19 protein-coding genes are annotated in these 22,189 nt (G+C 63.6%); 17 read left to right on the forward strand and 2 right to left on the reverse strand.

Features of this window, described 5'->3' with window-relative positions:
- The 6 genes from torA to AB5Y98_RS06885 all read left to right on the forward strand — a co-directional run bounded on the left by torA (position 1) and on the right by AB5Y98_RS06885 (position 8,108).
- On the forward strand, positions 1-2,493 hold the full coding sequence (gene torA / locus AB5Y98_RS06860) for a trimethylamine-N-oxide reductase TorA (RefSeq protein ID WP_368231581.1): 2,493 nt from the start codon (positions 1-3) through the stop codon (positions 2,491-2,493).
- Positions 2,494-2,591: 98 nt separating this feature from the next.
- Positions 2,592-3,260: a molecular chaperone TorD gene (gene torD, locus AB5Y98_RS06865; RefSeq protein ID WP_005298053.1), complete on the forward strand. Its 669-nt coding sequence runs from the start codon at positions 2,592-2,594 to the stop codon at positions 3,258-3,260.
- 4 nt (positions 3,261-3,264) lie between these two features.
- A complete protein-coding gene (locus tag AB5Y98_RS06870; RefSeq protein ID WP_005298051.1) occupies positions 3,265-3,633 on the forward strand; it encodes a hypothetical protein in 369 nt (122 codons plus the stop codon).
- Positions 3,634-3,802: 169 nt separating this feature from the next.
- Positions 3,803-4,945 carry a hypothetical protein gene (locus tag AB5Y98_RS06875; protein WP_216988655.1) on the forward strand — a complete coding sequence of 381 codons (1,143 nt, stop codon included), beginning with the start codon at positions 3,803-3,805 and terminating at the stop codon, positions 4,943-4,945.
- A complete protein-coding gene (locus tag AB5Y98_RS06880; protein WP_368231582.1) occupies positions 4,932-5,555 on the forward strand; it encodes a hypothetical protein in 624 nt (207 codons plus the stop codon). The genes AB5Y98_RS06875 and AB5Y98_RS06880 overlap by 14 nt, the downstream gene beginning before the upstream one ends.
- A 102-nt stretch (positions 5,556-5,657) precedes the next feature.
- Entirely contained in the window at positions 5,658-8,108 is a 2,451-nt protein-coding gene (locus AB5Y98_RS06885; protein WP_368231583.1) for an EAL domain-containing protein, read from the forward strand.
- A gap of 34 nt (positions 8,109-8,142) precedes the next feature.
- Here AB5Y98_RS06885 and AB5Y98_RS06890 read toward each other — a convergent pair whose 3' ends face one another.
- Positions 8,143-8,442 (reverse strand): hypothetical protein, encoded by a 300-nt coding sequence (locus AB5Y98_RS06890; protein WP_017779921.1) that lies wholly within the window; start codon positions 8,440-8,442, stop codon positions 8,143-8,145.
- A gap of 170 nt (positions 8,443-8,612) precedes the next feature.
- On the opposite strand from AB5Y98_RS06890, the gene acs reads away from it, so the two are divergent.
- From acs to AB5Y98_RS06925, 7 genes are all read left to right on the forward strand, one after another.
- Positions 8,613-10,559 (forward strand): acetate--CoA ligase, encoded by a 1,947-nt coding sequence (gene acs, locus AB5Y98_RS06895; RefSeq protein WP_005298042.1) that lies wholly within the window; start codon positions 8,613-8,615, stop codon positions 10,557-10,559.
- 265 nt (positions 10,560-10,824) lie between these two features.
- On the forward strand, positions 10,825-11,274 hold the full coding sequence (aroQ, locus tag AB5Y98_RS06900) for a type II 3-dehydroquinate dehydratase (RefSeq protein WP_005298040.1): 450 nt from the start codon (positions 10,825-10,827) through the stop codon (positions 11,272-11,274).
- Between the two features lie 36 nt (positions 11,275-11,310).
- Positions 11,311-11,769, forward strand: coding sequence for an acetyl-CoA carboxylase biotin carboxyl carrier protein (accB, locus tag AB5Y98_RS06905; protein ID WP_005298038.1), 459 nt, complete (start codon positions 11,311-11,313; stop codon positions 11,767-11,769).
- A gap of 15 nt (positions 11,770-11,784) precedes the next feature.
- Positions 11,785-13,125 carry an acetyl-CoA carboxylase biotin carboxylase subunit gene (gene accC / locus AB5Y98_RS06910; protein ID WP_005298029.1) on the forward strand — a complete coding sequence of 447 codons (1,341 nt, stop codon included), beginning with the start codon at positions 11,785-11,787 and terminating at the stop codon, positions 13,123-13,125.
- Positions 13,126-13,204: 79 nt separating this feature from the next.
- Positions 13,205-13,483, forward strand: coding sequence for a YhdT family protein (locus AB5Y98_RS06915; RefSeq protein ID WP_010633080.1), 279 nt, complete (start codon positions 13,205-13,207; stop codon positions 13,481-13,483).
- Entirely contained in the window at positions 13,473-14,951 is a 1,479-nt protein-coding gene (panF, locus tag AB5Y98_RS06920) for a sodium/pantothenate symporter (RefSeq protein ID WP_368231584.1), read from the forward strand. Before AB5Y98_RS06915 ends, panF begins: the two co-directional genes overlap by 11 nt.
- Positions 14,952-15,028: 77 nt before the next feature.
- Positions 15,029-16,456, forward strand: coding sequence for a PTS transporter subunit EIIC (locus AB5Y98_RS06925; RefSeq protein ID WP_005298024.1), 1,428 nt, complete (start codon positions 15,029-15,031; stop codon positions 16,454-16,456).
- A gap of 2 nt (positions 16,457-16,458) precedes the next feature.
- Here AB5Y98_RS06925 and AB5Y98_RS06930 read toward each other — a convergent pair whose 3' ends face one another.
- Complete coding sequence (locus tag AB5Y98_RS06930; protein WP_368231585.1) at positions 16,459-17,331, reverse strand: LysR family transcriptional regulator; 873 nt, start codon at positions 17,329-17,331, stop codon at positions 16,459-16,461.
- Between the two features lie 100 nt (positions 17,332-17,431).
- Between AB5Y98_RS06930 and AB5Y98_RS06935 the strand changes: the two genes are divergently transcribed.
- From AB5Y98_RS06935 to AB5Y98_RS06950, 4 genes are all read left to right on the forward strand, one after another.
- On the forward strand, positions 17,432-18,448 hold the full coding sequence (locus AB5Y98_RS06935; RefSeq protein ID WP_368231586.1) for a zinc-binding alcohol dehydrogenase family protein: 1,017 nt from the start codon (positions 17,432-17,434) through the stop codon (positions 18,446-18,448).
- 525 nt (positions 18,449-18,973) lie between these two features.
- On the forward strand, positions 18,974-19,852 hold the full coding sequence (gene prmA, locus AB5Y98_RS06940) for a 50S ribosomal protein L11 methyltransferase (RefSeq protein ID WP_005298012.1): 879 nt from the start codon (positions 18,974-18,976) through the stop codon (positions 19,850-19,852).
- Between the two features lie 375 nt (positions 19,853-20,227).
- On the forward strand, positions 20,228-21,205 hold the full coding sequence (locus AB5Y98_RS06945; protein ID WP_368231587.1) for a D-2-hydroxyacid dehydrogenase family protein: 978 nt from the start codon (positions 20,228-20,230) through the stop codon (positions 21,203-21,205).
- 73 nt (positions 21,206-21,278) lie between these two features.
- Positions 21,279-21,842 carry a sugar O-acetyltransferase gene (locus AB5Y98_RS06950; protein ID WP_368231588.1) on the forward strand — a complete coding sequence of 188 codons (564 nt, stop codon included), beginning with the start codon at positions 21,279-21,281 and terminating at the stop codon, positions 21,840-21,842.
- Positions 21,843-22,189 lie beyond the last annotated feature (347 nt).

Raw genomic sequence — 22,189 nt, forward strand, 5'->3', positions numbered from 1 at the left:
ATGATCAATATTTCCCGTCGTGGTTTTCTGGGTGGCTTGCTGGCCAGCGGCGCCAGCGCCCTGATCGGCCCCTCCCTGCTCGGTCGTGCCGTGATGGCCGCCGAGTCCGGCGAAAAACTGGTGCAGTCCGGCTCCCACTGGGGCGCCTTCCGCGCCCGTGTGGTGGGCGGCCGCTGGGTCGAGACCCTGCCGTTCGAGCATGACAAGCATCCGACCGAGATGCTCAAGGCCCTGAACGAAGTGGTCTACAACCCCTCCCGCATCCGCTACCCCATGGTACGGCTGGACTGGCTGCGCAAGGGCCACCAGTCCGACACCAGCGAGCGCGGCCAGAACCGCTTCGTGCGGGTGACCTGGTCCCAGGCACTGGACTTCTTCTATCACGAGCTGGAGCGGGTGCAGAAGACCTATGGCCCGAGCGCCCTCTACGCCGGTCACTCCGGCTGGCAGTCGGTCGGCAAGCTGCACTCCGCCGGCGCCATGCTGGGGCGTGCCATGAACCTGCACGGTACCTATCTGGCCAAGGCCGGTGACTACTCCACCGGCGCCGCCCAGGTGATCCTGCCCCACGTGGCGGGCGCCATGGAGGTATACGAGCAGCAGACCTCCTGGCCCCTGGTGCTGGAGCACAGCAAGACCATCGTCATCTGGGGTTCTGATCCCATCAAGAACCTGCAGGTGGGCTGGCTGGTGCCGGATCACAGCGTCTACGAATACTGGGCACAGCTGAAAGAGAAAGTGGCCAAGGGCGAGATCAAGGTCATCAGCGTCGACCCGGTCAAGTCCAAGACCCAGAAGTACCTCCATTGCGATCAGGTGACCCTGAACCCGCAGACCGACGTGCCCCTGATGCTGGGTATCGCCCATACCCTCTACAGCGAGAAGCGTCACGACGAGGCCTTCCTGAAGAACTACACCACCGGCTTTGACAAGTTCCTGCCCTATCTGCTGGGCACCAAGGATGGTCAGGTGAAGGATGCCGAGTGGGCTTCCGCCATCTGTGGCGTGCCTGCCGACACCATTCGCGAGCTGGCGCGCACCATGGCCAGCGGCCGCACCCAGCTCATCGGCGGCTGGTGCGTGCAGCGCATGCACCACGGCGAACAGTACGCCTGGATGCTGGTGGTACTGGCCTCCATGCTGGGCCAGATCGGTCTGCCGGGTGGAGGCTACGGTTTTGGCTGGCACTACAACGGAGCGGGCACCATCACCTCCAGCGGCCCCATCATGTCCGGCTTCAGCTCCGTCATCCCCGGGGTCAAGCCGCTGCACGACGGCGACTGGAAGGGCTACTCCAAATTCATCCCGGTGGCCCGTTTCGTCGACTGCATCCTGAACCCGGGCAAGCGCATCGCCTTCAACGGCCAGACCATCACCTACCCCCAGATGAAGATGGCGGTGTTCTGCGGCAACAACCCGTTCCACCACCAGCAGGATCGCAACAAGATGATCGCCGCCTGGCGCAAGCTGGAAACCGTGGTGAGCGTGGATCACCAGTGGACCGCCAGCTGCCGCTTCGCCGATATCGTGCTGCCGGCCACCACCACTTACGAGCGGGATGACATCGAGCAGTGGGGGTCCCACTCCAACGCCGGCATCCTGGCCATGCACAAGGTGGTCGAGCCGCTGTTCGAGGCGCGCGACGACTACGACATCTTCGCCGATCTGTGCCGTCGCTTCGATCGCGAGGCCGAGTTCACCGGTGGCAAGAGCAAGCTGGAGTGGATCCAGAGCATCTATGACGATGCCCGCCTGCAGGGCCGCGGCATCGGTATCCGCCTGCCCCGCTTCAGCCAGTTCTGGCACGGCGAAGGCTTCGTCAGCTTCCCGGCGGGCCAACCCTGGGTGCGGCACGAGTCGTTCCGCAAGGAGCCGGATCTGGAACCGCTGGGCACCCCGTCCGGCCTCATCGAGATCTACTCCAAGACCATCGCCGACTACGGTTACGCGGATTGCCCGGGCCACCCGGTCTGGATCGAGCCTTACGAGCGCTCCCACGGCGGCCATGGCAGCAAGCAGTTCCCGCTGCACCTGCAATCCTGCCACCCGGACAAGCGGCTGCACAGCCAGCTCTGCTCCTCCGATGCCTACCGTGCCACCTACACGGTGCAGGGGCGCGAGCCTGTCTACATGAATCCGCAGGACGCCAGGGCGCGCGGGCTCAAGGACGGGGATCTGGTGCGGGTCTTCAACGGCCGCGGTCAGGTGCTGGCCGGTCTGGTGGTGAGCGAAGACTACGCCCCCGGCGTGGTGCGCATCCAGGAGGGGGCCTGGTACGGCCCGCAGGAGGGCGGCAAGGTGGGGACCTTGTGTACCTATGGCGATCCCAACGTGCTGACCGCCGACATCGGCTCCTCCAGCCTGGCGCAGGCCACCACGGCCCACACAGCACTGGTGGAGATCGAGAAGTTCCGCGGGCAGGCGCCGACCGTCACCGCCTTCGGGGCGCCGGAATCCGCCAAGGGCATCGATCCCATGTTCCCGGCACTGTGACCCGAGGGGACGAAAGTCACCCCTTGAGTTTCCTTTATTTTTAAAGTCGTTAGAATCGGGAGCCTCTATGGCTCCCGATTGTCATCCACGGAGGATAAATGCAGGAATTCATGGCTACCAGCGAACGCCGGGCCGAGCTTTACTGGTGGTTCTCCACCCTGTTCGCTGCCGAACTCAGTGATGCACAGATCGCTGAATACGACACCTACGACGTGCGCAGCTTCTTGAAGAGCCTCTCCACTCTCGACCCCATGCGCGAGGCCGTGGCAGAACTGAACGAGGCCATCGCCCGCCTGCTGGTACGCCCGGATCGCCAGCTGGAGCTCGCCGCCGACTTCGCCGGCCTGTTCCTGGTCGACCCCAAGCAGGGCGCCCTGCCCTACGAGTCGCTCTATCGTGGCGAGGGCAAGCTGCTGATGCAGGCCCCCATGAGCGAGATGCAGGCCCGCCTCGATCGCCTCGGCATCAACGTCAGCGATAAATACAAGGAGCCTGCCGATCACCTGGCCATCGAGCTGGATCTGATGGGCAACCTCATCATCCGTGCCGCCGAGGCGACCACCGCCGCCCAGCGTGAAAGCTGGCTCGGCGAGCAGGAGTCCCTGCTGCACGGCCACCTGCTCGGCTGGTTCGACAAATTCGAGAGCGCCTGCCGCGCCGCCGACCAGTTCGGCTTCTACGGCGCCAGTGCCCGGCTGCTGGGGGTATTCCTCAAGATGGATGCCAACTACCTGAGCCTGGTCAAACCGGCGCAAGCCGCCGACTAAGCCGATGAAGACAGCCCTGCTCCTGATAGCATGCTGGCTGCTGGCCCTGATCCCGCAGGATCAGGGCATTACTCCCCTCGTCGCCCTGCTGTTCAATCCGGACCGGGAACTCTACGGCACCGCCCAGCTCACCGGCTTCGCCGGCATCCTGCTGACCCTTTACCTTGCCAACCTCGGCGTCGAGGTGGTGCTGCGCCGCCGCTTCCAGATAGCGGGCATGCTGGCCCTGCTGGCCGCCTGGATCGACTTCATTCACAGCAGTGGCAGCGAGGCCCACTGGCTGCTGCTCTACGCCATGGCGCTGCCGTTTCACGTGGTCGGCTGGCTGGTCCTGGTGCGCGGCATCCAGGCGTTTGGCCGCCAGAAAGGCTGAAAAAGCGCCAAAACTATTACAAATCATGACAGCCCGATCCCCCCGGTTGCCCTTGTGGCAAGGTCAGCGGGGTAATTGCGGGTAACATTCGCTTACATTCAGCTCCCGTTCAGTTTCACGACAACCGCTATAGTGCCGCTCCTTTTCCGACCGATACAGGAGCATCAGCATGCCTCCACAGGATGCGCGCATCACGGGCCTCGATCTGCTGCGAGGGCTCGTCATCTTCATGGCCGTCTTCGAGCACTACACCGGCTACCTCAACTACTGGTACATCGACTTCTTCAATCGGGAGCACGCCCTGTGGAACAGCTTCTACCTCTCCCACAAGGCGATGGCCGGTCAGCTGCTGCCCATGGATCATCTGACGGCCCAGGTGTCGGCCTGGCTCATCCCCTGGGTCAGCCAGATCTACCTGGCACTGGCCGCCTTCAACCTCAGTCGCCGTGATCAGGCCAGCTTCAGACCGCAGCTGGGCGGCAAACTGGTGCTGTTCGCCAGCATCATACTGGTGCTCTATGTGGAAGGACTGGTCATCGCCCCCAACTTCGGCGAGGCGATCTCTTTCTATCCGGTGATGCTGTGGATGTGCCTGCTGGCGCTCTTCTCGCTGGTCTACGCCTGGTTCGGCATCCGCGGCATGTTGCTGCTGACCCTGCTCAGCCTGCTGCTGGATCAGCTCGGCGTGCAGGATCTGCTCGGTCACCTCGATGGTTGGATGAAGCTGCACGTGCACCCCGACTACGAGCTGGATGCCCGCCTCGACCTCTTCATGGCCAGCGGCTGCTTCGGCTTCCTCTACGGCTGGTGCTGGCATCAGCGGCCCCAATGGCGGGACCGCCTCAACACGCTGGTGCTGACGCTCTCGCTGGTGGCGCTGGCCTGCTATCTCATGTTCGGCGAGACCAGCACGGTCGAGCTCAGCGACATCTACGCCAACGAACACGAACTGGCGATGGACATGGTCGGCCGCGCCGGCATCTGGGGAATGGAGTTTCTGGTGATCGGGGCCGTGCTCTGGCTGCATCAACGCAACATTCGCCTCTGCTGGCGCCCCCTCAACTGGATCGGCATGTACTCGCTGACCGTCTTCATCTTCCACAAGAGCATCTTCGTGCACCTGTGGGGCCCGCTTCTGCTGTGGTGGACCGCCCGCCAGGGCACCATCCTGCCCAACAATTTCGGCCTCATCATGGCGCTCAGCGCCACCAGCGTGCTGCTCATCTACGCCTTCCAGCGTTCCGGCATCATCTGCCACCTGATGGGCATGCATCAGGATCGGGACTGGGTGCGGCTCTATGGCAACAAATAAGCACTGGCTGGTGCTGCTGCTCCTGGCGCTGCCGGTCTGCGCCAAGGAGCTGGCCATCGGCGGTCAGTGGCAGCTGGACAGCAAGCAGGCGGGCAGCGGCAGCAGCGACAGCACCCAGTTCTGGGTCGGCTACGAGCGGGAGACCCAGGTCGGCCTCATCTTCGCCGACGGCCAGAGCGCCGGGGTGGCGCTGCCGCTCTACGACAAGAGTTTTATCGCCCTCGGCGTCAGCCCGATGGAGGTGATCGACCGCACCCGCTTCAGCGCACTCTGGCGCCTGGGCTGGCAACTGGATAACGATCACCAGCTCACCCTGGGCCAGCTCTATGACGTCAGCGGGCGCTATGGCCAGCTCTGGTACATGGAGCACAGCCTGCCGCTGCCCGCCGGGCTCTCCCTCAATCTCTGGCTGACCCGCGGCAGTCAGGCCCACATGGCCGCCTATGGGGCGAACGAAGGCTTGCGGGACTGGGGGCTTACGCTGGAGCGCGGCTGGTGCTGGCAGCAATGGCGCCTTGGCACCGAGTTCGGCGCCAAGCAGTGGCTCATCAAGGAGCATGACTGGCAACCGGTGATCAACCTCACCCTGAGCTACCACTTCGGAAAATAACAAAACTGGGGGCAAATGAGCCCCCACCTCTTCCCTCCAGTAGGCTTCATGCCATACTGACAACACCTCAAATGACAAAACAGTCAATTTCGGAGTCCCGTGATGGGGAAAGAGCTTTTCGACGCCATGCCCGATCCGCCGCAGGCGGGGCAGTTGAGCGTGAACGAGCTGCAGCAGCTGTTCGAACTGGCCCCGTTTGGCATAGGCATCTTCGATCGCCACTTCCGCTGCCGCAGCGTCAACCAGACCCTGGCCGACCTCAACGGCCTCTCCCGGGAGGAGCACTATGGCCACACCCTGCGGGAAATCGTCCCGGCCCTGGCCCCCGTGCTGGAGCCCCTGTTCCAGCAGATCATCAGCAGCGGCGTCCCCCGGGTCGAACTGAACCTGAGCGGCCATACCGCGGCCCATCAGGGCCAGCAACGCCACTGGCAGGCGATCTACAGCCCCATGCTCGACGAACAGGGCCTGCCCGACGGCATTCTCACCATAGTGCGCGACGTGACCGAACAGGTCGAGTCGCAGCGGCGGCTGCAACTGGCCATGAATGCCGGCCGGATCGGGGTGTGGGAGTGGCACGTCAAGGAGGACAGATTGCAGTTTGACGGCCGGGTCGAGCAGCTGCTCGGCACCGCCGCCAGCGAGTTTCAGGGGGGAATGGAGCAGTTCATCAAGCGTTTCGACCCCCTCTCTGGCGAGCAGCTCAGGGCGGCGCTCAAGGGCACGGCCCCCATTCATCTCACCCTCGGTTACCTGGGGCCCGATCAGCAGCGAGGCTGGGTCGACATCCATGCCGATCACGTGGCAGCCAGCGAACATCTGGGGCGACGCATCACCGGAGTGATCCACGACGCCACCGATCGCTGCACCCAGGAAGACAAGCTGCGCCAGGCCAACGTGGTGTTCGAAACCGCTGCCGAAGGCATCATCATCATGGATGGCCAGCGCCAGATCATCTCGGTCAACCCGGCCTTCTGCAGCATGACCCAGTACGAGGAGGACGAGGTCGTCGGCAAGTCACCGGAAGCCATCATGCACCCGCGCCGCCACACCGACATCGACTACCCCTGGCACACCCTGCTGCCCGGCAGCCACGCCTGGCATGGCGAGATGATGTGCCTGCGCAAGGATGGCGGCTACTTCACCTCCTGGCAGCATGTCAGCGCCGTCCACGACAGCCGCCACAACACCACCAACTATGTCATCGCCTTCTCCGACATCAGCGCCATTCGCAAGGCCGAGGCACAACTCAACCACCTCGCCTATCACGATCCCCTGACCGAGCTCGGCAACCGCAACCTGCTGCAGGAGCGGCTTGAGCTGGAGATCAAGACCGCCCACCTCAACCGGCAGCAGCTCGCCTTGCTGTTCATCGATCTGGACGGCTTCAAGCTGATCAACGACACCCTGGGCCACCGGGCCGGGGACGAGCTGCTCAAGCTGCTGGCCGAGCGCATTCGCCGGCTCCTGCACCACAACGACGTGGCGGCCCGGCTGGGGGGCGACGAGTTTCTGGTGCTGATCCCCTACTTCGAACAGCCGGAGGAGCTGGCCAGGCTCGCCGAGCAGCTGCTGGCCCGCCTGCGCGAGCCGGTCGAGCTGGATCACGAGCGGGTGGCCGTCTCCGCCAGCATCGGCATCGCCCTCTATCCGGAACACGCCACCACCCCGGACACCCTGGTCAGTGCCGCCGACAGCGCCATGTACGAGGCGAAGAACCAGGGCCGCAACGGTTACCTCTTCTATACCCCGGACATGACGGAGCAGACCCGGGAGCGACTGAGCATGGAGCAGGGGCTGTTCCAGGCCATCGAGCAGCAGCAGCTCTGCATCCTCTATCAACCCATGACGGATCTGGCCAGCAACCAGCTGAGCGGGCTGGAAGCCCTGCTGCGCTGGCAACACCCCAGCGAGGGCATGATAGGGCCAACCCGCTTCATTCCGGTGGCCGAGGAGTGCGGTCTCATCGAGCAGATCGGGGAGTGGGTGATGCGTACCGCCTGCCAGCAGGGACAAGCCTGGCTGGCCGCAGGGTTGGCGGTGCCCAGACTGTCGGTCAATGTGTCGGTACGGGAGATGCGCTCGGCAGGTTACGTGGAGCGGGTCGCCGCCATCCTGGCCGAGACCGGTTTTCCGCCGCAGCGGCTGGAGATAGAGGTCACCGAGAGCATCATCCAGCGGGTCGACCAGAGTCTGCAGCTGTTCAAGCGGCTGAAGGAGCTGGGGGTGCAGATCGCCATCGACGACTTTGGCACCGGCTTCTCATCCCTGAGCCTGCTGAAAAGCCTGCCTATCGATCGGATCAAGATAGACAAGACCTTCGTGCAGGCGCTGCCCGATGACAAGCACAGCCGGGAGCTGTGCCGCACCATCGTCAACCTGGCCGACAGCCTGGGCATGGTGGTGACCGCCGAAGGGATAGAGACCCAGGCCCAGCGCCAGTTTTTGCAATCCCTCCACTGTCAGGAGGGGCAGGGCTATCTGTTCAGCCATCCGCTGGCCGAGCCCCATCTGGCGGCGCAGCTGGCATCGGGCAGGAATCACTGGTGCTGAGCCCCGCACCAGGGGGGTGACAGCCGCTGCCAACTCAATCGTTGAAGGTCAGCCTGGCGTCCCACCCTTCGTCCTGCTGCCGGCGTGACTCTTCCAGCAAGGAGTCCTGCGGATAGGAGGACTTTTTCTCCCCGAGGGTGACGGACACCGGTGGCTTGCGCGCCAGCCAGGCCTCGCTCAGCTGGCCGCTGATGTGATCCCGCAGTGAGGGTGAATCGGGCTGTGTCGGTGTCAGTTCAAGACCGTTGGCATGGGGGGCGGCCAATGCGGCCTCATCGGTGGCCTTCGGGGCCTCGAACTGCCAGAGGGAGGAGCAAAGAAGCAGGGTCAACACGGGGGCTGTCTCCATCGGTAAAAGCGACGTTTTACCCAATCGGCGATGAATTGTCATCGACGCGACTGTAAGCGGATGTTGCCATCTATCCAAAAGTCTAATTGCCCTCCCCCGCCAAAGGTATAAGTTGTTATCCAATCATTACAAAAATGTATTCAAAGGAGTGACACATGAGCGAGAGCAAGGTCTACCCGGTCAAAGCCCACATCAGCCAGGGCGCCCTGCTGGACAAGGCGGGGTATGAGGCCATGTACCAGGCCTCGGTGCAGAACCCGGATGCCTTCTGGGGCGAGCAGGGCAAGATCCTCGACTGGATGAAGCCCTATACCCGGGTCAAGAACACCTCCTACGATCCGGGCCACGTCTCCATCAAGTGGTATGAAGACGGCTTGCTCAACGTCTCTGCCAACTGCCTGGATCGCCATCTGAGCGAGCGCGGCGACAAGGTCGCCATCATCTGGGAAGGGGACAACCCGGCCGAGGATCGCAAGCTCACCTATCGCGAGCTGCACACCGAGGTGTGCAAGTTTGCCAATGTCTTGAAGGCACAAGGGGTGCATCGCGGCGACGTGGTCTGCCTCTACATGCCCATGGTGCCGGAAGCGGCCATCGCCATGCTGGCCTGTACCCGCATCGGCGCCGTGCACAGCATCGTCTTCGGCGGTTTCTCGCCAGAAGCCCTGGCCGGTCGCATCATCGACTCCGGCTCCACCATCGTCGTCACCGCCGATGAGGGGCTGCGCGGTGGCCGCCCGGTGCCGCTCAAGAAGAACGTGGATGAAGCGCTCACCAACCCGGAGACCAAGGTCAGCAAGGTGATCGTGCTCAAACGTACCGGCGGCAACATCGCCTGGCACAACCACCGCGATCTGTGGTGGCATGAGGCAACGGCTGCCGTCAGCAGCGACTGCCCGCCGGAGGCGATGGGGGCCGAAGACCCGCTGTTCATCCTCTACACCTCCGGCTCCACCGGCAAGCCCAAAGGGGTGCTGCACACCACCGGCGGCTACCTGGTCTATGCCACCCTCACCTTCAAGTACATCTTCGACTACCACGAGGAGGACATCTACTGGTGTACCGCCGACGTGGGCTGGGTCACCGGCCACTCCTACCTGGTCTACGGGCCGCTCGCCAACGGCGCCACCACCATCATGTTCGAAGGGGTGCCCAACTACCCGGCGACCAACCGCATGAGCCAGGTGGTGGACAAGCACCAGGTCACCATCCTCTATACCGCCCCCACCGCCATCCGCGCGCTGATGGCCAAGGGCAACGAGGCCGTTGAGGGTACCTCCCGTTCGAGCCTGCGCATCATGGGTTCGGTGGGCGAGCCCATCAACCCGGAAGCCTGGGAGTGGTACTACCGCACCATAGGCGACGAGCGTTGCCCCATCGTCGACACCTGGTGGCAGACCGAGACCGGCGGCATCCTCATCAGCCCGCTGCCCGGCGTCACCGATCTCAAGCCAGGCTCGGCCACCCGCCCCTTCTTCGGCGTGCAGCCGGCGCTGGTGGACAACATGGGCGAGCCGCTGGAGGGGGCCACCGAGGGCAACCTGGTGATCACCGACTCCTGGCCGGGCCAGATGCGCACCGTATTCGGCGATCACGAGCGCTTCGAGCAGACCTACTTCTCCACTTTCCCCGGCCGCTACTTCACCGGCGACGGTGCCCGTCGCGACGAGGATGGCTACTACTGGATCACCGGCCGGGTGGATGATGTACTGAACGTCTCCGGCCACCGCATGGGCACCGCCGAGATCGAATCCGCGCTGGTGGCTCATCCCAAGATCGCCGAAGCGGCTGTGGTGGGGGTACCGCACGAGATCAAGGGCCAGGGCATCTACGCCTATGTCACCCTGATCGCCGGCGAAGAGCCGAGCCGGGAGCTGCACAAGGAGGTGAAGGAGTGGGTCCGCAAGGAGATCGGCGCCATCGCCACCCCGGACGTGATCCACTGGGCCGAGGGGCTGCCCAAGACCCGTTCCGGCAAGATCATGCGGCGCATTCTGCGCAAGATCGCCACCGGCGAGACCGACAGCCTGGGGGATATCTCCACCCTGGCGGATCCGGGCGTAGTGGACAAACTCATTCGCGAGAAGTCCGAAGCCGCCTGATCCCGCCTGCCTTTTGCCTCCAAAGCCGGCCCTGTGCCGGCTTTGTCATTCCTGCTAGTGAGTGTTTTGACAGCCGACCAGATAGAGCAAAAAACAGACAGATGTAGAGATTAGACCAGTAAAATGCTGCTAATTTTCACGAAATCAATATAATTGCGAAATCTGTGTGCCAGTGCACACCGATTTGAGCAGAAAATGGCTAGATTTCTGGTAGTCCACAAGATAGCTGACAGATAGCAGCATTATCATCGAGGATGTACTCAATATGTCGCAAAAACACCGAATTCTCCTGCTCAACGGGCCGAACCTGAACCTGCTGGGCAAACGGGAACCGGGCATCTACGGCAGCAAGACGCTCGATGAGATCGTCGCCGATCTGACGCTAAGTGCCGGCGAACTCGGGGTCACACTGGAACACCTGCAATCCAACGCCGAACATGAGCTGGTCGGCCGCATCCACCAGGCCATGGGTCAGGTGGACTTCATCATCATCAATCCGGCCGCCTTCACCCACACCAGCGTCGCCATCCGCGATGCGCTGCTGGGTGTGGCCATCCCCTTTATCGAGGTTCACCTGTCCAACGTCCACGCCAGGGAACCCTTCCGTCATCACTCCTATCTGTCTGATGTCGCCAAGGGGGTCATTTGTGGGCTGGGGGCCGATGGCTACCAATTCGCTTTAACCGCGGCCGTGCACCAGTTGCGCGCGGCTTGATAATCACTGATCAGATAAAGAAGAAAGAGAATGCTAATGGATATCCGCAAAATCAAGAAGCTGATTGAACTGGTTGAAGAGTCCGGCATCGCCGAACTGGAGATCTCCGAAGGTGAAGAGTCCGTTCGCATCAGCCGCAACTTCTCCGGTCAGGTGACCGCTGCTCCGCAGATGATCATGCCGCAGGTTGCTGCTCCGGTAGCCGCTCCTGTCGCCGCAGCCCCGGCCGCCGCCGCACCGGCTGCCGACGCCACCCCGGCCGGTCACCTGATGCGCTCCCCCATGGTCGGTTCCTTCTACCGCTCTTCCAGCCCGGAAGCCAAGCCGTTCGTGGAAGTGGGCCAGCACGTCAATGTCGGCGATACCCTGTGCATCGTCGAAGCCATGAAAATGATGAACCAAATCGAATCCGACAAGGCCGGCGTGATCAAAGCGATCCTGGTTGAAAATGGTCAGGCCGTCGAATTCGACGAGCCGCTGTTCATCATCGAATAAGGGAAATCGCCACCCATGTTGGACAAAGTAGTCATCGCCAACCGCGGTGAAATTGCCCTGCGGATCCTGCGCGCCTGCAAAGAGCTCGGGATCAAGACAGTGGCCGTTCACTCCACCGCCGACCGGGAGCTCAAGCATGTGCTGCTGGCCGACGAAACCATCTGTATCGGCAAACCGGCCAGTACCGACTCCTACCTCAACGTGCCGGCCATCATCGCCGCCGCCGAGGTGACCGGTGCCGTTGCCATTCACCCCGGCTACGGCTTCCTCTCCGAGAACGCCGACTTTGCCGAAGTGGTCGAGAAATCCGGCTTCGTCTTCATCGGCCCGCGCGCCGAGACCATTCGCCTGATGGGTGACAAGGTCTCCGCCATCGAGGCGATGAAGAAGGCGGGCGTACCCTGCGTACCGGGCTCCGACGGTCCGGTTGACAGCGATGCCAAGCACAACGCCGCCATTGCCAAGCGCATCGGCTACCCGGTGATCATCAAGGCCGCCGGTGGCGGTGGTGGTCGCGGCATGCGCGTGGTGCGCAGCGAAGCCGAGCTGGCTGCCGCCATCGCGCTGACCAAGTCCGAAGCAGGCCAGTTCTTCAAGAACGACATGGTCTACATGGAGAAGTACCTGGAGAACCCGCGCCACATCGAGATCCAGGTGCTGGCAGACGGCCAGGGCAACGCCCTCTATCTGGGCGAGCGCGACTGCTCCATGCAGCGTCGCCACCAGAAGGTGGTCGAAGAGGCACCGGCGCCGGGCATCACCGCCGAGATGCGCAAGTTCATCGGTGAGCGCTGCGTGCGCGCCTGTATCGAGATCGGCTACCGCGGTGCGGGTACTTTCGAGTTCCTGTACGAAAACGGCGAGTTCTATTTCATCGAGATGAACACCCGTATCCAGGTAGAGCACCCGGTTACCGAGATGGTCACCGGCGTCGACCTCATCAAGGAGCAGCTGCGCATCGCCGCCGGCCAGCCCCTGTCGATCACCCAGCAGGACATCCGCATCCGTGGCCACGCCATCGAGTGCCGGATCAACGCCGAAGACCCGGCCACCTTCATGCCGTCTCCGGGCCTGATCCAGCGCTTCCACGCGCCGGGTGGTCTGGGCGTACGTTGGGACTCCCACATCTACGCCGGCTACAAGGTGCCGCCCTACTACGACTCCATGATCGGCAAGCTGATCTGTTACGGTGAAAACCGCGACGTCGCCATTGCCCGCATGCGTCAGGCGCTGGACGAGCTGGTGGTGGAAGGGATCAAGACCAACGTCTCCCTGCAAAAAGAGATCATGAAGGACGAAAACTTCCAGCACGGTGGTACCAATATCCACTACCTGCACAAGAAGCTGGGTCTGTAAGACTCGCGTCCGCAGATCTTCTGCTAAAAAAGGGCCATGGCGACATGGCCCTTTTTTGTTATCCTTGCGCCCCTCGAAATTGTCGGAGGCCAAGGTGAACCGTTTTGCGCTCGCTCGTCGGGAAGCAGCACTCTGCCTGCTGCTGACCCTGCTCTACTTCCTTGCCTGGTATGGCACGGCCTATTTCATCCCCGAAGAGATCGAATTCTGGGATATGCCGCTCTGGTTCCTGCTCAGCTGCATTCTGATGCCGCTGCTGTTCATCGTGCTGTGCGGCCTGATGGTGGATCGCCTGTTCGTAGATATCCCCCTCGACTCCCAGCCCCTCGATGACAAGGAGCCTCCCCATGAATCTTGAGCTGCTGCTGCCGCTGTGCATCTATCTGGTGCTGGTGCTGGGGGTCGGTTTCTGGGCCAGCCGCCACCGGGTGGGCGGTGACTTCGTGCAGGAGTACTTCATCGGCAACCGCAGCATGGGCGGCCTGGTGCTGGCCATGACCCTGGTGGCCACTTACACCTCGGCCTCCTCCTTTATCGGCGGGCCGGGTGCCGCCTACAAGATTGGCCTTGGCTGGGTGCTGCTGGCGATGATCCAGCTGCCCACCGTCTGGCTCACCCTGGGGGTGCTTGGCAAGAAGTTCGCCATCATCGCCCGCCGGGTCAATGCGGTGACCATCAACGACATGCTGTGGGCCCGCTACCAGAGCAGGGCCGTGGTGGTGCTGGGCTCGGTCACCATCATCCTCGCCTTCATCGCCACCATGGTGGTGCAGTTCATCGGCGGCGCCCGCCTGCTGGAGACCGCCACCGGCCTCTCTTATCAGCAGGGGCTGTTCCTGTTTGCCGGCTGCGTGCTGCTCTACACGGTGATCGGCGGCTTTCGCGCCGTGGTGATGACCGATGCGCTGCAGGGGATCATCATGCTGATCGGCACCGGCGCCCTGCTGGCGGGGATCCTGATCGCGGGGGATGGTTTGCCCAACCTTATCCACCAGCTCAAGGCGATCGATCCCAAGCTGGTGAGCCCGCAGGGGGCCGGCGACATGCTGACCCAGCCCTTCATGCTGAGCTTCTGGGTGCTGGTCTGCGTCGGGGTGGTGGGGCTGCCCCACTCGGCCCTGCGCTGCTTTGGCTATCGCGACAGCAAGGCGCTGCATCGCGGCATCCTGATCGGCACCATCGTCAGCGCCTTGCTGATGTTCGGCATGCACCTGGCCGGGGCGCTGGGCCGCGCCATCCTGCCCGGCATGGACAGCCCGGACAAAATCATGCCCTCCCTGATGATGGAAGTGCTGCCCCCCTGGCTGGCCGGGGTCTTCCTGGCGGCCCCCATGGCGGCCATCATGTCCACCATCGATTCCCAGCTGATCCAGGCCTCCGCCACGTTGGTGAAGGATCTCTACCTCAACTACCTGAGCCCGGAGAAGGCCGGCCAGGAGAAGCTGGAGGTACGGGTGCCGCGCCTCTCCCTGCTCTGCACCCTGATCCTGGGTACCCTGGTGCTGCTGGCGGCGCTGCAGCCCCCCGAGATGATCATCTGGCTCAACCTGCTCGCCTTTGGCGGCCTGCAGGCGGTGTTCCTCTGGCCGCTGGTGCTTGGCCTCTACTGGTCACGGGCCAACGGCCCGGGCGCCCTGGCCAGCATGGTGTGCGGCATCCTCTGCTACGGCATCTTGAGCCAGTGGGGGATCAAGCTGGCCGGCCTGCACGCCATAGTGCCGAGCCTGGCGCTGGGGCTGATCGCCTTCGTGCTGGTCAGCCTGCTCACCCCGGCTCCGAGCCAGAGCGTGCGGCGGCTCTTCGAACCTTGTTCAGCAATGGATTAATAAAGGGTTCCGAAACTATCCCAAAATGGGTGCTTTAAGGGTAAACTGTGCGCCATGTCACAAAACAGTGCGCCCTTATGCCCGTCCAGAACGCCAGACAGATCCTGACCCAAGCCCTGCAGCGACTCGGTTACGCCCTGTTGCTGCCGGTCTCCATCCTGCCGCTGGCGGCCCTGCTCTATCGGCTCGGCCAGCCGGACGTGCTGGATCTGGCGGTGCTCTCCCTCACCGGTCGCGCCCTGTTCAGCCAGATGCCACTCATCTATGCGGTGGCCATCGCCTTCGGGCTGAGCCGCCAGGGCGAGGGGAGCCAGGCGCTGGCCGGGGCGGTCAACTTCCTGCTGCTGAGCTCGGCGCTCGGCACCCTGGCCCCCGGCCTGCACAGCGACATGATCTGCGGCCTGCTGGCGGGATTGACCACCGCCATCGTCTACCCCTGGCTCAAGCGCCACCCCATGCCCCACTGGCTGCGGCTGGTCAACGGCGATTTCACCAGCCTGCTCGCCTCGGCGCTGGCCTGCCTGCTGCTGGCCTTCCCCCTCGCGCTGCTCTGGCCGCTGCTGGAGCAGGGCATCACCCTGCTCGCCTCCGAGCTGCTCACCACCCCGCTCGGCGCCTTCTGCTACGGCGTGCTGAACCGGCTGCTGATCCCGCTCGGTCTGCACCAGGTGCTGGGCAGCCTCATCGGGCTGGGAGAGAGCAACCTGCAGGCGCTGGCCAGCGCCCAGCCGCTGCACGAAGGCTATGTGGCCGGGCTCTACCCCATCATCATGTTCGGCCTGCCTGGCGCCTGTTTCGCCATCTGGCTGCACCGCCAGCGCATGCAGCGACTGCCGCAAGGGGGGCTGCTGCTCACCCTGGCGCTCACCTCGGCGCTGGTGGGGATCACCGAGCCCATCGAGTTCCTGTTCGCCTTCACCGCCCCCTGGCTGTTTCTGGCCCACGCCCTGCTGACCGGATTATCGCTCGCCACCTGCAGTGCGCTCGGCATCAAGGTGGGCAGTTACTTCTCCGCCGGCCTGCTGGATCTGGTGCTGAGCTACCACGCCGGCGAGCACAGCTTCTGGCTCATTCCGGTCGGCATCCTGTTCTTCGTCGCCTACACCTTGCTGTTCTACCAGCTGTTGGAGCGCACGCCCCTCAGCCTGCCGAGCAAGCCCATCGCCCCGGAACACCCGCGCCTGGCCAGCGTCGCCCCCTCCGATCCCCAGATGTTGGCGATCCAGTACCTCAAGGTGCTGGGCGGCATGGACAACCTGCAGGCGATGAGCGTCTGTCTCACCCGCCTCAGCCTGCGGGTGCGCGACATCTCGCTGGTGGATCAATCCCGCCTGCTGGGGCTGGGCTGCCTCTCCTGGATCCAGCTCAACGACCATCAGCTGGTGCTGGTGCTGGGCCCCAACGCCAGCCTCATTGAAGGGCAGATCCGCATGCTGGCGGAGCGCCAGTCGGTGCCACTCGGCCTCAAGCCCAATCAGGAGTCCGCCGGCCAGAGCGGCTGGTAACCTCAGGCAAACGGCAACCGCTCGGCCACAAAATCCATCAGGCTGCGCAGGGCGGGCGCCAGGTGCTCCCGGCTCGGGTAGATGAGATAGAAGGGGTTGGGCGGCACGGTGAGCTCGGGCAACACCCTCTGCAAGCGGCCACTCGCCAGATCCCCTTCGCAGACGTGATGGGGCAACAGGGCAATTCCCCCTTCATTGATGGCCAGCTCCCGCAGCGCCAGCAGGCTGTTGCTGATGCAGGCCCCCTGCGGCCGCCAGCCCCCCTCCTGCAGCGGCCACACCGGCAACGACGTGTGCACCAGGCAGGCGTATCGACCCAGCTCGCTCAGCTGTTGCGGCATGCCGTGGGCCGCCAGATAGGCGGGTGCCGCCACCAAGTACCGCGGCACCTGACCGATGCGCCGGCAGATCAGGCAGGAGTCTTTCAGCGGCGCCGCCCGCAGCGCCAGATCGTAACCCTCCCCCACCAGATCGAGCTGCTCATCGCAGAGGGTCAGCTCCAGCACCACCTCGGGATAGAGGGCTCGAAACTCGGCCAGGATCCGGCCGAGCAGCAGGGTGCCGGTCGCCTCCGGCGCGGTGATCCGCACCCGCCCGGCCGGGGCCGCGCGCAGCCGCGCCATCGCCAGATTGGCGCTGCGGGCCAGCGCCAGCAGCGCCCGGCACTGCTCCACATAGACCTCTCCCTGCGGGGTCAGGCTCAGCCGGCGGGTGGTGCGCTGCAACAGGCGCACCCCGAGCTGGGATTCGAGCCGCGAGATCTTCTGGCTGACCGAAGATTTGGGCATGCCAAGCAGCTCGGCCGCGCCGGTAAAACTGCCCTGCTCCACCACAGTGGCGAACAGCCCCATCAGCTCCAGTTCGACATTGTTCATATATTCAAACAGTCTTTACCAATTACCCATCTTAATCTGAATAATCAACCAGACTAGAGTGGCTGGCAATCCCCATCCAACCGATTTGAAAGGAACTGCCATGAAAGCCATCGCCCTGACCCACTATCTGCCGAGCGATCATCCCGACTGCTTTATCGAGGCCAATCTGGCCGACCCGACGCCGGGCCCGCGCGACCTGCTGGTGCGGGTCAACGCCACCTCCATCAACCCGGTCGACACCAAGGTGCGCGCCCCCAAGGCCAAGGTCGAGAGCAGCCCGCGGGTGCTGGGCTGGGACGCCGTGGGCGAGGTGATCGCCGTCGGCCGCGAGGTGACCCTGTTCAAGGCGGGCGACCGGGTCTGGTATGCCGGCGACATCAGCCGACCCGGCAGCAACAGCGCCCTGCAACTGGTGGATGAGCGCATCGCCGCCCTCGCCCCCGCCAGCCTGAGCGACCTGGAAGCGGCCGCCCTGCCGCTCACCGCCATCACCGCCTGGGAGACCCTGTTCGAGCGCATGCGCCTCAGCCGCGAGAGCCGCGGACGGCTGCTGATCATCGGCGGCGCCGGCGGGGTCGGCTCCATCGCCATCCAGCTGGCCCGCCAGCTCACCGGCATGGAGGTGATCGCCACAGCTTCTCGCCCCGAAACCCGGGCCTGGTGTCTGCAGATGGGGGCCCATCAGGTGGTGAGCCATCACCAGTTGCAGGAGGAGCTCACCGCCCTCGGCATCAACCAGGTGGACGCCATCTTCTGCACCAATGCCACCGAGCAGCACTGGGATGCCATGGCCAACCTCATCAGCCCGTTCGGCCATATCTGCACCATCGCCGAGTCGAGCGAGCCCTGGGATCTCTCCCTGCTCAAGAGCAAGAGCGTCACCTTCAGCCAGGAGTTCATGTTTACCCGCTCCCTGTTCCAGACCCCGGACATGATCGAGCAGCACAATCTGTTGGGGCTGGTCGCCGCACTGGTGGATCAGGGCGTGGTCAAGAGCACCCTCAGCAAGGTGGTACCCGAGCTGACCCCGACGACCCTGGCTCAGGCCCATGCCGAAGTGGAAGCCGGCCGCATGGTGGGCAAGCTGGTGATCGACATGAGCCGGTTCGGCAACTAATCCCTTATGGGTAAAAACTGCACCATCATGGGGTGAACTCACCAGTGACAAGCCCCATCACTGCACAGCACACATCAGGCAACAGACAGTCACCACGCAGCTTCACCATAAAAAAGCCAAAAAAAGGGGCCATCCCGCCGGGATGGCCCTAAATACCTGAACGTTGGGGTAACAATCACACACATATCCTTATGCAGGACCTCTGAACCTTTGCAGCTAGTGTGCCAATCCCGCCCCCCCTCCCCGCTTGCTTGCTACATTTTGCCCTGCCACCGTGGCCTGCCGCCCCTGCCGCCTCGCAGGCAAAAAAAAGCCACCCGAAGGTGGCTGAAAAAGATGACGGAACTTTCCTAGAGCAAAGCATTCAGCGGGAACAGGTTGCTTCCCGTCACCCAATGAGGAATACATGAACCGTGCCAACTCGGCAAAGTCCGCCTCCTCCACCACACTGCATGGGCAAACCACGACAGCACACGCCCATGATGATAGAATCCCGCGGTTTCACATTTATGAAGAGTCGACGCCATGCCCTGGATACAAATTCGAATCAACGCCACCGCCAAGACGGCGGACAAGGTGAGCAACATGCTGCTGGGGCGTGGTGCCCAGGCGGTGACCTTTATGGATGCCAAGGATGTGCCCGTCTATGAACCCATGCCGGGCGAAACCCCGCTGTGGGGCGAGACCGAAGTGATGGGGCTGTTCGACGCCGAAACCGATCCGGCGCCCACCATCGCCTTCTTCCAGCAGATCTTCGGCGAAGACGTGGGCTACAAGGTGGAGCAGCTGGAGGACAAGGACTGGGTGCGCGAGTGGATGGATCACTTCCACCCCATGCAGTTCGGTGAGCGGCTTTGGATCTGCCCGAGCTGGCGCGACGTGCCAAACCCGGATGCGGTCAACGTCATGCTGGACCCGGGTCTGGCCTTCGGTACCGGTACCCACCCCACCACGGCGCTCTGCCTGCAGTGGCTGGACGGGCTGGATCTGGCCGGTAAAACCGTGGTCGACTTTGGTTGCGGCTCCGGCATCCTCGGCATCGCCGCCCTGAAACTGGGCGCCGCCCGGGTCATCGGCATCGACATCGATCCGCAGGCCATCCAGGCCAGCCGTGACAACGCGATGCGCAATGGCGTCGCCGATCAGATCGAGCTCTACCTGCCGGCGGATCAGCCGCAAGACGTCGAAGCGGACGTGGTGGTCGCCAACATCCTGGCCGGCCCGCTGCGCGAGCTGGCGCCGCTTATCGCCGGCCACGGCAAGGCGGGCAGCCTGATGGCCCTGTCCGGCGTGCTGGAAAGCCAGGCGCCGGAGCTGGAGACCATCTACGGCCAGTGGTTCGAGATGGACCCGACCGCCGTCAAGGAAGAGTGGTGCCGCCTCTCCGGCCGCAAACTCGGCTGATAAGTAACAAGCCACGGCGGCTGCCAACCCATCGGCCGCAAACTCGGCTGATAAGCAACAAACCACAGCGGCAGCCAACCCATCGGCCGTAAACTCGGCTGATAAGCAATAAGCCACGGCGGCTGCCAGCCCATCGGCCGTAAACTCGGCTGATAAGCAACAAGCCACGGCAGCTGCTGCAAACTCGGCTAAGTCATCGACACAAAGCTGCCAACGGGGCTCCCACACGGGAGCCCCGTCTGTTTTCGGCCCGCCGGCGGCAGCCGCTTCTTCGCTGATTCCACCACCCAGCGCCATACATGCTCATTTGACCACACAGCTCACCCCGTTTCCGGTAGGATATGCCGCCAGTCCCCCCTGCGACACGGAGTGCTTATGCGGATTGCCATACTGGATGACTATCAGGATCAGGTGCATCATCTGCCCTGCTTTGCCCGCCTGGCGGGCCACGACGTCACCATTCTCACCCGAAGCGAACCTGACCCCGAGCGCCTTGCCGCCAGGCTGGCAGGGGTGGAGGCGCTGGTGCTCATCCGCGAGCGCACCCGCATCGACGAAGCCTTGCTGCGCAGGCTCCCCTCCCTTCTGCTCATCAGCCAGACCGGCAAGATCAGCCAGCATATCGACCCCCTCCTGTGTCAGCGCCACGGGGTGGCCGTCGCCGAAGGCATCGGCAGCCCGGTGGCGCCCGCCGAGCTCTGCTGGGCCCTCATCATGGCGACCTCCCGCCACCTCCCGGCCTATTGCCATGCCCTCGCCCAGGGGCTGTGGCAGCAGTCCGGCACACTGGGGCTGGGGCGTACCTTGCAGGGGCTGACGCTCGGCATCTGGGGCTACGGCAAGATTGGCAGACTGGTGGCCGGTTACGGCCGGGCCTTCGGCATGTCGGTGCTGATCTGGGGCAGCGAGGGCTCCCGCCGGCAGGCCGAGCAGGATGGCCATGCCAGCGCCTGTGACAAGGAGAGCTTCTTTCGCGAGGCCGACGTCCTCTCTTTGCATCTGCGCCTGAACGAGGCCACCCGTGGCTGCGTGACCCGCGCCGATCTCGCGCGGATGAAGGCCGACTCCCTGCTGGTCAACGTCAGTCGGGCTGAGCTTGTCGAGCCCGGCGCCCTCTATGCCGAACTCGCCGCCAACCCGACCCGGCGCGCAGCCCTCGACGTGTTCGACGCAGAGCCCGCCACGGTGCAGAGCGAGCCTTTGCTGCGCCTGCCCAATGTGCTGGCGACGCCTCATCTTGGCTATGTGGAGCGCAACAGCTACCAACTCTACTTTCAGGCCGCCTTTGACAACCTGATTGCCTTTGCCGAGGGCAGGCCGACCAATCTGGTGCTGCCCGTAGCGGGCCGCTGATCACGGTTATCCGGCGACCGGGCCGCTAGCATGTGTAACCCAGGCGCCACAAAGACAAGCCACAGGAGCCCCCATGACCGAGTACGACAAGATGATCGCCAGCCAGCCTTACAACTGCATGGCACCGGAACTGGATCTGCTGCGCCGGGAGACGGCCCGCCTGTACCGCCGCTTCAATCGCAGCGACGAGGAGGATGAACAGCTGGCGCTGTTGCAGCAGATCGTCGGTGAGCTGGCCCAGGGCGCCTTTATCTGCCCGCCCCTCTACTGCACCTATGGCCGCCACATCCATCTTGGCGAGCGCAGCTACATCAACATGGGGGCCACCCTGCTGGACAATGCCCCCATTCGCATCGGCGCCGAGGTGATGATAGGGCCGAACGTGCAGATCTACACCGCCGCCCATGCGCTGGACGCCGATGAACGGATCCAGGGGGTGGAGACCGCGCTGCCGGTCACCATCGAGGACAGGGTCTGGATCGGTGGCGGCGCCATCCTGCTGCCCGGCGTCACCATAGGGCGGGAGGCCATCGTGGGCGCCGGAGCCGTGGTCACCAAAGACGTGCCGGCCGGCGCCCGGGTGGCCGGCAACCCGGCCCGCCTGCTGCCCGCCAAAGGCAAGAAGCCGGTAAGCTAGCGGCGCGCGCCGGGCGCTACGGAATTAAGGGGATCGGCACCTGCAAAGTGCCCATCAAAATGAAGCTCAATGTCATCAAGACCATGCTGGCCTGTAAAAAGGTGACCTTTCCGGCCCTAGGAGGTTGAGGGTACCGGTACCTAAAAAATGCCCATAAAAATGAAGGCCAACGCCATCAAGACCATGATGGCCTGTAAAAAGGTGACCTTTCCGGTCCTAGGAGGTTGAGGGTACCGGTACCTAAAAAACGCCCAAAAAAATGAAGCCCAATGTCATCAAGACCATGATGGTCTGTAAAAAGGTGACCTTTCCGGTCCTAGGAGGTTGAGGGTACCGGTACCTAAAAA

This window comes from Aeromonas sp. s3 (genome assembly GCF_040907805.1).
Taxonomy (GTDB): domain Bacteria; phylum Pseudomonadota; class Gammaproteobacteria; order Enterobacterales; family Aeromonadaceae; genus Aeromonas; species Aeromonas dhakensis.